General features: G+C 61.5%; 9 protein-coding genes. 4 read left to right on the forward strand and 5 right to left on the reverse strand.

From position 1 onward, the window contains the following. Nucleotides 1-153: 153 nt before the first annotated feature. Both FR742_RS46470 and FR742_RS46475 read left to right on the forward strand, forming a co-directional pair. The gene (locus tag FR742_RS46470; RefSeq protein ID WP_222708804.1) at nucleotides 154-456 is read left to right on the forward strand and encodes a helix-turn-helix domain-containing protein; all 303 of its coding nucleotides are present in this window, start codon (nucleotides 154-156) and stop codon (nucleotides 454-456) included. After that, nucleotides 453-551 (forward strand): winged helix-turn-helix domain-containing protein, encoded by a 99-nt coding sequence (locus FR742_RS46475; protein WP_148029005.1) that lies wholly within the window; start codon nucleotides 453-455, stop codon nucleotides 549-551. Before FR742_RS46470 ends, FR742_RS46475 begins: the two co-directional genes overlap by 4 nt. A gap of 127 nt (nucleotides 552-678) precedes the next feature. Here FR742_RS46475 and FR742_RS00125 read toward each other — a convergent pair whose 3' ends face one another. From FR742_RS00125 to FR742_RS00140, 4 genes are all read right to left on the reverse strand, one after another. Further along, a complete protein-coding gene (locus FR742_RS00125) occupies nucleotides 679-2,523 on the reverse strand; it encodes a DUF262 domain-containing protein (protein ID WP_148029006.1) in 1,845 nt (614 codons plus the stop codon). An 864-nt stretch (nucleotides 2,524-3,387) separates the two neighbouring features. Next, a complete protein-coding gene (locus FR742_RS00130; RefSeq protein ID WP_261808283.1) occupies nucleotides 3,388-3,939 on the reverse strand; it encodes a hypothetical protein in 552 nt (183 codons plus the stop codon). Next, nucleotides 3,911-5,134 (reverse strand): McrC family protein, encoded by a 1,224-nt coding sequence (locus FR742_RS00135; RefSeq protein ID WP_148029008.1) that lies wholly within the window; start codon nucleotides 5,132-5,134, stop codon nucleotides 3,911-3,913. The genes FR742_RS00130 and FR742_RS00135 overlap by 29 nt, the downstream gene beginning before the upstream one ends. Then, complete coding sequence (locus tag FR742_RS00140; protein WP_187280918.1) at nucleotides 5,131-7,113, reverse strand: AAA family ATPase; 1,983 nt, start codon at nucleotides 7,111-7,113, stop codon at nucleotides 5,131-5,133. The genes FR742_RS00135 and FR742_RS00140 overlap by 4 nt, the downstream gene beginning before the upstream one ends. Before the next feature lie 221 nt (nucleotides 7,114-7,334). Between FR742_RS00140 and FR742_RS00145 the strand changes: the two genes are divergently transcribed. Together FR742_RS00145 and FR742_RS00150 are read left to right on the forward strand one after the other, a co-directional pair. After that, nucleotides 7,335-7,871: a DUF4365 domain-containing protein gene (locus tag FR742_RS00145; RefSeq protein ID WP_148029010.1), complete on the forward strand. Its 537-nt coding sequence runs from the start codon at nucleotides 7,335-7,337 to the stop codon at nucleotides 7,869-7,871. Then, the gene (locus tag FR742_RS00150) at nucleotides 7,868-8,962 is read left to right on the forward strand and encodes a hypothetical protein (RefSeq protein ID WP_148029011.1); all 1,095 of its coding nucleotides are present in this window, start codon (nucleotides 7,868-7,870) and stop codon (nucleotides 8,960-8,962) included. Before FR742_RS00145 ends, FR742_RS00150 begins: the two co-directional genes overlap by 4 nt. 126 nt (nucleotides 8,963-9,088) lie before the next feature. Here FR742_RS00150 and FR742_RS00155 read toward each other — a convergent pair whose 3' ends face one another. Next, the gene (locus tag FR742_RS00155) at nucleotides 9,089-10,864 is read right to left on the reverse strand and encodes an AIPR family protein (RefSeq protein ID WP_148029012.1); all 1,776 of its coding nucleotides are present in this window, start codon (nucleotides 10,862-10,864) and stop codon (nucleotides 9,089-9,091) included. Nucleotides 10,865-10,875: the final 11 nt, after the last annotated feature.

Here is a 10,875-nt window from a genome sequence, read left to right on the forward strand (position 1 = left end):
GCGTGCAGTCTTCGAGTCGTGACGAATCGTTTTCGGTGCGGTACGACCGTGCCATGCGGTATGGGCGAAGGGGTGGGTACACGCCGTGGAGCGCGGGCGGTGGTCCACGCCAGGCCCTCCTCGGCGATCTTGCCCGCGCCCGCGGCAGCCCAGATGTCGGGCACATCGCGCTGCTGGCAGAGCGATGTGCCCGCCCTGGCCGCGGGCCGGCCGCTGGTCCAGCACCAACACCTGGATCCCCCACCCGGACGGGAGCGTGTACGGCTGCAGGCGGCCGAGTGGTTCGAGGCCGGCGAATCGACCAAGACGGTCCCTGCGCGGTTACGGGTGCACGAGCGATCGGTGACCCGCTGGCGCAAGGCCTGGTGGGAAGGCGGGACCCAGGCGCTGCTGTCCAAGAGCCGCTGGCCTGAGGATACGACGAGGATCAGTGCTGAACGCTGGGCTGGGTTATGAGACTGAGCGAGGGGCTGTTGCATATTGGCTACACCATCGAAGGCATGGGCAAGCTGCTCCACCGGCACGGCTGGTCGGTCCAGGTGCCGAAATGACCCGACCCCGCTGTCGGACAGCGGTTGTGAAACTGTCCGGTCACTAGACTCAACCTGTACAAATGCACTGTGAGGCGTGCCTCTCGTGCCTAACATCCCGTGTATTTCCCGTCTGCCCACGGTCTCGCTACGGTCGCGGCCAGATGATGGTGAGGCGCTGTCCCAGTGCAGCAGAACGAGTAGTGATGGCTTCATCGGTCCACGTGTCCGGGTGGGCCGCTACTATCTCGGCGTTGAGCTTCAGGGTTGCATGCTTGAGGAGCAGAGTTCGCTTGCCGATGGTCGGGACCGGGTCGGAGAGAGCTTGCGCCTCAACCTCTCCGTCGGTCCATGGTCGGTTCGAGAGCTTGGGATTGAGACGGTCATTGACGAGGGTCAGATTCCCCAGCGTCTGGACGAGGTGGTCACGGCGTTGGCGAGCAGGGTGATCGGCGACGCCGCTGTCCCAGTGCTCACCCCAGCTCTGCGGCATGACGTGCTCGATTGTGAGGCATCCGCGTGGGCAGTGCTCATGTTCTGACCACTTTCCTCTGGCGTCGTCCTCCAGGGCTTCGAGCACCATACGAAGGCGAGTGCGGGTAAGGTCCTTGTACACCTTGACCGTCTGAACGGCCTCAATGACTTCTTGGTCGGAAGGCCAGTAACCGGCGGTGGCTGTACCCCTCGCGAAGAAGGCCTCCGTGATGTCTCCTGCGACCTCTGGTCCGTTGCGGTCCAGCGCTTGGAGAAGCTCGACAATGATGCGGTTGTAGTTCTTAGTCGTCAACTTGCAGAGCATGCGGCGAACAAGCCAGCTCTCCATCGCACGCAGTGCCTTGAGACGCTGCTCGATCGGCATTCGCTTCTCTGGCCACCGCAGGATCCACAATAGGAATGGTCCAACGACTGAGGCCTCCATGACGTTGATGACGCGATAGTAGAAAGTGCCTTCGGGCGAGTCCCAAGGGAGGTGTTCAAGCTCCGCGTATACCTGTGCATCGGCGGCGAGATCCCGCATGACCTCCCAAGCCGCGAGTTCTGAGGTGCGGATGTGATCGCGGAACTCGGTGAAGACGCGATCGGCAGGTATGTCACGGAGCCGCCGCATAGTCAGCCAGTAGTTAATGAAGATGTCGACATAAGGCCTATAGAGCCGTCCCTGCCGTACAGCACGACGCCAGTGGTTGGAGTCAAACGGTTTCCAGTACTTTTTGTAGAGGCCCTCCAGATCCTCATTCTGAGCCGTAGCCAGCTGGAAGACCATGTTTTTGATCAGATCGGCGGCCAGAAGTGGTGTGCCACGGTAATTCAGGGTCTCGAAGATGACCTGTGCGTTGTCACCAGGTTCGAGATCGATGACGACCAGCCTGAGGTAGCTCCGGAGCGCATGCGTTAGTGCAGTGATCCTGCGCTTGCACTTGTCCGGGTCGCCGTCCGGATCCGCCCACTCATTGATTTCCTCCATGAAATACACGTGCGCCGCCGCGATACTGCTGCTGGCAAGCTCACCTGTCACCTCTCGCTCGTTGTCCATGACGGCGCGGAATGCGTCCTGATCACGATCGGTCGGCCATACCTTGAAGATTTCGTCGGGTTGCTGTACCAAGTCCCTGTTGTTGAGGACGAGTGCTTCTAGAGCTTTTCCATCGATGGCCGAGCCATGTTGCTCCGCCACGAGCTGCGCGGCATCCAGGAGGATTTGCAGGGTCGTCAAACGCTGTTGCCCGTCGATGACATGTCGTACGGGTATAAAGGCGGTCGGCGTCAGCTGCTGTTCCAGGACGATCGCGCCGAGAAAGTGTGGAGGTATCGGAGATCCTCCGTAAAGCGAGTCCTTAGTATTTAGCACTTGCTCGGCGACGGCGCGCACGTCGTCCCACAGAGGCTCCCACTGGTCGGCCTTGTTCCAGACATAAGGGCGCTGGAATAGAGGGATCAGGTATCGGATAGGGCTAGCGAAGATTTCGGCTGGGGTGCGAGTGTCTGCTTTCATGGTTCCTCGGGGGGAGGCGCTGATACGGGGGTGCCTACAGGGGAAGGTGCTCAACCTCCATGATTCTTACACTCTGGGTCCCCTCTTGGAGGCAAGATCTACGCTGACCAGAAGCAGACATTCGGCAGATCCGTGACGCTGCGCGAAAGCAGCTGGTCGGTGGCCGAAGGTACGGGGGTCTCGGTCTGGAGGTAATCTGCTGCGAGACGGTCCCAGTTGCGTCCACGGGAGCGATGTACGAGTTCGGCCTGGTCACAGGTGTGGCGTCATGAAATGACGCCAGTCGTGCCGTTACGGGGATGGATTGCAGACGCAGATCGCTCGCGGAAGCTGCGCAACGGCTGCGACGAGGTCGCAGCTGGGCGGGCTGAGCTGCGAGGCGATCAGCATGCCGGAAAGCTCCGCTGGCCAGCATCACCGCTGCGCCCACGGTGGCCACATGACCCGTGAAACTGACCGTTACCCGGCCATCATGCACCCTGAGCTGGCAAGCAGGAGGAGTCCCCTGACCGACGGTCTGCCCCCGGTCAGAGGCCTGTTTGCCTGGTGGAGGATGATACTTTGTGCCGCCGGCAGGATTCGAACCTGTGGCACCTGCTTAGGAGAGCGAGGGTAGAGCAGCCCGATAACCTGTGTTGACCTGCGTAAACGTCCTGCATGGCCCGTATCGCTTCTTTGATCATCCCGCGCCTGTCCCGCCGCGGCGTCATGGCATCTGCTCGCACGCAATCGACGATGGTAGCCGGATGCCGCTGCGGGATGGGCGAACGCCCTGCTATGGGGGACCGTACGCCTCACCTGGCCTCACGAGATCGCTGCCGCCGTCCTGCTCGGTGTCTCCAACGGCGCCAGCGGCTTCACAGATTACTTACCTTGGCGGTGTTCAGGACTCTCAGCTCTTGCGGGAACGGCAGCCACAGGCTTGATCTTTTCGAGATACTCTGGAATCACCTCATCGGGCTCCCGTGCGAGAGCTCGGAGGTGGTCGTCGAGCAGCGAAGCGTCTTCCTCTGGCAGTTCGAGCAACGGGCGCCGGAGCCGGATCGACCACGCACCGGCGCGCTTGTCTGGGAATGCGTTGAGCTGCGGGACTAGGCTGACCACATCCAGACCTCGTAGGTAGGGTGCGAGGCGCCTAATCCGGATATCGCAGCCACGCGTGAAGTCGCGACCGGCGATCGTCACCGGTTCGTCATAGCCCTTGACGGGTGTGGTAACGGTTGCCCGGCCGATGACCCGAGTTCGATCGCGGCCGGGGTTATGCCAACAACCGCGAGTCGTAAGCACAAAAAGCTCGTCCCCAACCTTGAGGCGGGTCACTTCGGCACGGCTCCGTGGCGGAAAGGCCATCCGTGACTCCCGCAACACCCAAGCCACAGCCTCGCGTTCACCAAGGATCAGCAGATACGAGCTCACGGTTGCCACCGTATCGAACGATAGATGCGGCCAGTTCACGAACCGCCTCCAGCAGTGCGGTGGGTGACAGCGTCAGGTCCAGGGCATGCTGCATAATTTCGATGCCTGCTCCATGAATGACATGCCGGTACGGCTCCGCGTCGCCTTTGGCGTAAACCAGATGCCCTTGGTCCAGGCCGAGGACAGTGCAGTAGGCGAGCATCTGGTAGAGGTCGCTGCTGTGGCCGTCCGGCCCCTTCGCAATCTTGTATTTGCTGTCCACGACCGCGTTGGGCCGTTCGGCCCCATCGACGCCGATCCTATAATGGACGAGATCCGGCCTGAGGCGCACCCGCCGGTCGTGGTCAAGGTGGTGCCCCGTGTCCTGAAGAACGCTACGCCCGCCATACGTGCGGAAGGCTTCTGCGAGCGCCACCGTCACGAAGTCCTCGAAGACCCGCCACATCTCCAGGAGAAGTCCATCCACGCGTACGGTCGTACCATCGTCTAGCTCGTACGACGCGCCGCGTAACACCAGCTCGGCCAGGCTGAGCGCGGTGTGGTACCGGCTGTTCAAGCGGCTGGGCCGCCATCCCGAGAGCGGGCGGCCGGGGACGAGCGCCGACACCCCGGCCAACCGGGTGATCATGTGCCGGAGCATCTTCCGAGTCGATACGGCAAGGCCAGGGAGACGGAGCAGCCGGGTGGCGGCAGCGAGCAGGAGCTGGTTCTCGGCGATGTCCACGGTGAAATCGTCGTAGCGGACTTCAATGGGCAACGGCAGTCCGTAGCGGCGCCGGACCTGGTCGGCCTCGCGGATCCGCCCGCGAACCACCGGCAGCGCTTCCTCCAGTTCCAGATACCCCTGGAGCACCCCTTGCCGAAGCGCACGGTCTGCGGCTCGGGCGTAGGCGTGGGCCAGAGCCGGCAGCAGGTCACGATGCTCGCCGGCGTTGACTTCTTCCTGTCGCCAGTGGAGTGGGTGCTGGGCGTAGCCGAGCAGGAAGAACACTCGATCGACAGGCGTCTTCGGCGTGATCCGGATCGGGAGATCACCGATGACAGCCGCCCCAACGTAGCCGTTGTCCCGGACCCGCCACAATCCGCTACGTGGCCCGGGCGTCACCTGGATCACTTTGGAGGCGGCCAACGCCGACGCCTGCTCGGGTGAAAGGCCGAATTCCCGAGGGGACGCTCCCTCGACAATATCGATCACTTCAGACCCAGCTTGTGTCGAAGGACGTCGAGGCCGTAGCGCTGGTGGACGTCGATGCCGTCGCCGTAGTGGTGCTCCTCAAGCAGCGGCAGAATCTGCGTCCGCCATACTCGAGCGAACCCGGCCGGGTCGTTGTGGATACCCGGTCGCATGAGGTAGGAAGGACCGATCTTGAAGTCACGGTCCTCGATTCGAGCGTTCAGCTCCTCCAGTAGCCGGGCTGCGTCATCGGGGAGCTCCTTGGCGGCCAGCCAGCGCCGCAGCACCTGGGAGGTGGGCTGAGTCTCAGGGTGGAGTTCGACGAACGCGAAGCGGCGGCGCATCGCGGCATCGACCAGAGCGATGGAGCGGTCCGCCGTGTTCATGGTGCCGATGATCAGCAGGTTCTTGGGCAGCGTGAATGGCTGCCCAGTCTCCTCAGCGGAGGAGTACAGCAGGTCGATGGCCTTGTCGCGGTACTCCAGCAGGAAGTACAACTCGCCGAAGATCTTCGCGAGGTTGCCCCGGTTGATCTCATCGATGACCAGGATGTGCGGCTCTTCGGGGTGCTGTCTGGCCGCGTCCACAAGCCGGAGCAGCGGCCCGGGCAGTGGCTTGAAGACGACTCCCTGGCCGTCGGACGTCTGAACGGGGCGGAAGCCCTCGAAGAAGTCCTCGTAGGAGTAGGCGGGGTGAAACTGGACAAGCTTGACGTTCTCCGGTCTGCCGCCCACCAGATGTTGGGCAAGGTGCTGCGCGATGTAGGTCTTGCCTGTCCCCGGTGGACCATAGAGGATCAGCTGTGGCCGATCTTTGAGTAGCTCCACGCACTCCTGCACCCAGTCCTCGTCGACGAGAAGTTCGCGAGCCACCGCCTCGGTCGCGTCGGGCAGCACGAACTCGCGTGCCGAAGCCCGCGCCGGGCGAGGCTCGACGAGAGCCTCCAAATCTTCCAGGAACTCTGTCAGATCGAGCACGTCGTGCTGCGTGGCGAGCTTCGCGGAGATCTCGTCGGGCAGATCGTCAGCGAAGTCCAGCGGCTTGTCAGCGTTGATCCACTCGACCGGACGTTGCAGGTTAGCGCGATTGCCCACGCTGGCGCGGAAGCCCGGCCCACCGCGGACGTAGCCGATGTAGATTTTGCCGCCGTCGTTGCTGAGGACGATGTCGTCCTCGCGCATCCGGGTGAGGAATGTGTAGAACTCACTGGTCTTCTTCTGCCGGTCGTTGAAGGAGCCGTGGGCGTAGTCCTCGTCAACCGCCGCACGGATCGCTTCCTGCGGCGCGCCGGGCGGTAGCTCCCGGAGTTTGGAGGCGGCCAGCGAACAGTACCCATCGGCCAGCCAGTCCGCCATCAGGCTGGTCCCCTGCACGTTCGACCCTCGGACCAACCACGCCCGCCGAGGCCGGTCCTCCGCGTCTGCACTACCGTCGTCATGGAGAAGATGGTGGAGGTCAAAGCCGAGGATGCGCCGCTCGGACTGGACCATCCCCAGCACGACACGAAGCCCGTCCTCCTCGAGCAGTTCGGTCCACTGATGCCGAAACCTCTCATCCGCATGGACGGCGTCGGGAATGCCGCCATCGGAATCGAGCACCCGGTGCCACCCCTCGGGGCGCTCCCCTTGCAGCCACGCCAGCAACTTCTCTTCATCGAGCCCGGTCTGCTGGGCAAGATCCCGCCCTGCGATCCAAGCTCCCTCCGGTACGGCTTCCGTGATGCGTTCAGCCCGTTCGAACTCGGCCTTGTGCTTCTGGGCGTAGCCGTAAGCAGCGCGATAGGCCTGGTGAAACAGCTCGGGGCTGGTGTACTTCGCCAACGCCTGCCGGCCCAGCGAAGTCAGGAACCAGCGCTTGTTGCTGCGAGTCAGCCAACCTGCCTTGACCAGCTCGATACTGCTGAGGCGGAAATACTGCAAGGGCGAGGTAGAACCGGACGACTCAGACAGCTCCCACTGCTCTTCGAGATCGGGAATACGCGCCTCGATGGCCGTCCACAACTCGCTCGGCCGTAGTCCCTCCGGGTGTCCCGCCAAAATCTGAGACCCAACCAATAGGGTGCGCGCCGTGATTTCACTCCAAGTAGCCACGGCCATCTGATCGTTTCGCGCCAAGTATTCGTTACATCCCACTTCGGGCTACTTGTCCAGTTCCCTGAATCTTTCAAGAAGCATCAAAGGCTTGTACTCTATGATATGGATCATAGCGACAAGTCGCCGCATTGTGGAGGGCTGCCCTGGACGGTCAGACGTACCTAGACAGGTACAACCACCAGGGCTGGTATGGCGAGTGCTTCATCCAGGTCCTCGCCTCCGCCGCTGGCCTCCAGGCTTATAAACCCATCCCCGACTGCACTGGCGTCGACCTTCAGATTGGCTTGCCCAGTGAGATCGAAGACGACTTCCCCCGCATGGAAGCCCAGGTCAAAACTTGGTCCACGCCCAAACAGCGTAACGGCTGCTGGCAGTACGGTAGGATGGACGAAAAGCGCTTCAACCTGCTGACTGGCAAGCGGACCATTCCCCGCTTCCTGTTCGTCGTCATCGTTCCGCCCGAAAGCGGTAGCTACGCGAGCGTCGACCCCACTGCGCTCACCCTCGCCCACGCCGCATACTGGGTTTCCCTCGCTGACAAGACGAAGATCCCCGACCCCAGCAGCAAGAGGCCCGTCATGGTGTCGATCCCCACCACCAACTTGCTCACCGTGGAGAGCCTGATCCAACTGTTCGACCCCCTGCGCACGGTGGAGTCGCCATGAACGAACAGGCACCCACCATTGGCCAGGCCGAACTGACCGGCTACCTCGCCAGCCGGGGGTGGCAGCACGAAGGCTCCTGGCGCGGTGCCATGGTATGGACCTTGGGTTCCTCCGGCCGCCTGCTCGTCCCCGCTCACCGCGATGACACCGAGTACGCCGACGATGAGGAACTCCTCGTCATGGCCTTGCGCAAACTAGCCAAGCTTGAGGACCGCCCCGAACGCGAGGTTCTGCTCGACATCACCGAACCCGCCATCGATACCCCGAGCTTCCAACTCGAACCCGAGACGCCTTCCGGAACCATTCCACTTCCCGAAGGGCTCCGCGCGCTCCAAGGCATTCACGATCTCCTGCGAACCGCCGCCCAAACCGTCGAAACAGGCCCCCGTCTGCTCTTCACGGGCCCGCGATCCCGGCAGATCGACACCTTTCTCGGTCGAGTACGGCTCGGCACCACGCGACCTGGCAGCTACATCTTCGACGCCCGAATCCCCATCACTCAGCCACCGTCCCGCTCCACGGCCATCTCATGGAACGACGAACTTGCGGGCCGCGACGTCATGGTTACCCTCCATAAGGCGTTACACGCCGCACACGCTGCCGCCACCTCATTCCAACCCGAAGCATTCGACGATCACGTGGAGGAGGGCGTCTCCGCCAATCTGTGCACTGCCCTGGCGCAACTCAGCAGTACCAGACCCTTCACGATCACCTTCGGCTGGGCCCGCGCCGAACCGGCCAACCTCAGTCCGGCTCCGCTGCACTTCACCGAACAAATGGCCCGTGCCATCGCAACCGCCGGCAAGGAGTTGGAACGAGTTTCCAAAACGGGTAGGGCGACCATCACCGGTGAGGTCAAGACCCTTCACCCGGATCCCGGCAACGAGTGGCGCGTCAAAATCCTCGGCGATCTGGTCAGCGCCGGGATTCGGACCCGTCGCTCCATCTGGGTTGCCCTCAGCCGAGGTAACTACCAGCGGGCCTTCCACGCGCAGCAGCAGGACCGGCTGATCCGAGTAACCGGGCAACTGGATCCGAACCAGCGGCGTCTCACACTCCGCCCAGATCCCGAGGGCTTCGAGATCCTCTGAGTTTTACCCGTGGATCCCACGATACCCCGCGACATCCGGAGAATCGAACAGTTCGAAAGACGGCGGCGGAGGTCGGGATCGACACGAGGGTCCGGCCGGCCTGGACGCCGTCAGTGGGTGTCGATCTCATCGGCGGGCTCGGACGCGAACAGCGTGCGCAAACGAATCTCGAAGGTTATCTTCACTCTCCAGCATCGGGGCAACTGCCGCCCGAAAGGTATGGATCGCTTCATTGAGATCAGCATCCTTCCAGCGACCTCCCTTGCTGAGAAGTGCCTCTAGACACGTCGGGGCATAAGGAATCACTTTTTGGACGATAGGATCCCATAAAGCAATCGCTAACTCGCCATTGGCGGGATCGGCTAACTCTAAATCGAATTTACTTGACTTAAGGCCTGGAGCCAGGTCATCGCTACATGCCGCAATGGCCGACGTTGCGAGCCAGATTGAACCTTGGCGGTCGAGAAAGTCGAGTTGCTTACGCCGGCCATCTGAAAGCTTCGCCGCTGCCCGAAGGCCCTGCTTCAGTCTTTCCAGCGATTTGGCTAGCCCCCAGCAAATAATGAGGTGACGGGCAGACAAATCTTCACAGAAATAGCGCCGATACATGGACTTTTCTTCCCAGATCCATGCTGGATTAAAGTGAGCAATGACCGGATCGCCATGAAATGCTACTAGGGCGCGTGCTGCATACGTGGCGAGGATTGCGGCCGGATCAGTTCGGCGAATCGCATCACGACTGCCGCCTCGACGGATCTTCCTGTAAGTCCTTATCCCAAGGGCCTTGAATTCCTTGGCTAGACGGCCCTGGACGGGATCATTGCTTCGATAATCCCCGATTGAAACACTGTTCTGGCGGTTGTTGAATCTGATAATCTTGTTAATGATCTGGCGATTCTCGCACATGATAAATCTAATGCTAACCTGCGCGTCATCCAGTGCGAGTCCGTCCGACCCTTGGAGCACGCCTGTCGTCTGTGCTCCATTTACAATAGAGAGTCCTTTGAGGATCAAGAGCTCTTCGTCATCCAGGCCCCGAATGATCTCAAACTCTTCCGTGAGTGCGGTGACTCCGTTGTTGTAAACGAAGAAGTTCTCCGGCTCCTCTTCCAGAGTCGTCCTGATGCCCTGATTGATGTTATTGGGGGAGTTCATTCGCCCTAGGTAGTCCCGAACATTGGCGGAGAAAAGACGCTGACGAAAGGCCCAGAACTGATCGGCTAACCACTTCAGCGGAACTACGGTCTGGGCCGCCTCCCAGCCGGGCCCAACGATTCGTTGCCCACCCTTCCAGGGGAGGACCAAATCGTCCTTGACATCGATCACCGATGCGTAGCCTGCATACCATTCGGAAAGGCACTCGTCCGAGACTTCCAGGACCTCCACCACAACATTATCGGCAACATCCTTGAACCGGGCGTCGAGGGCGTTCCTTGCTGCTTCGCCAGCCCCATTCAGGGCCTCATGAATCTGTGGTTGATTCTTGAGATTGTGGACGAACCAGATCTTGAAATGCCGAATCTCGCCATCGCGAAGAGCCGCCCTCGCCTGCTCGATGGCGGATTCCAGAACCATTGGGAGACCACGAAGTTGCTGCGACAGTACCCAGTCGACCGCTTCATAAAGGCTGTGGACCTTCTTGGCGGCCACCTCTTGCTTGACCGTTGCCTCATATGCCTGAGCGAGGAGGATTGTGGCCGAGTCGCGATCCACATAGAGGAAGTCACACGAGCGGTCGCCCGATCCGTCAGTCAACGCATCTTTCGCGACCACGTGGATGTCGTCGATTCCTAAGATCACCTGTGCCGCAAAGAGTAGGCGCTTGCTGTGTTTGTACTGATCCAGATCAGTACGGCCTGCCAGCCCTCGCGACAAGGCGGATCCGGGGGTGGTCCTGCTCATCTCCTCGTACG

Origin of the sequence: Nonomuraea sp. C10 (genome assembly GCF_008017515.1) — a bacterium.
Taxonomy (GTDB): Bacteria; Actinomycetota; Actinomycetes; order Streptosporangiales; family Streptosporangiaceae; genus Nonomuraea; species Nonomuraea ferruginea.

Excerpts from the sequence above, each read along its gene's own strand:
- FR742_RS46470 (WP_222708804.1), top strand. The coding sequence starts at position 154 with ATGTCGGGCACATCGCGCTGCTGGCAGAGCGATGTGCCCGCCCTGGCC.
- FR742_RS46475 (WP_148029005.1), top strand. The coding sequence starts at position 453 with ATGAGACTGAGCGAGGGGCTGTTGCATATTGGCTACACCATCGAAGGC.
- FR742_RS00125 (WP_148029006.1), bottom strand. The coding sequence starts at position 2,523 with ATGAAAGCAGACACTCGCACCCCAGCCGAAATCTTCGCTAGCCCTATC.
- FR742_RS00150 (WP_148029011.1), top strand. The coding sequence starts at position 7,868 with ATGAACGAACAGGCACCCACCATTGGCCAGGCCGAACTGACCGGCTAC.
- FR742_RS00155 (WP_148029012.1), bottom strand. The coding sequence starts at position 10,864 with ATGAGCAGGACCACCCCCGGATCCGCCTTGTCGCGAGGGCTGGCAGGC.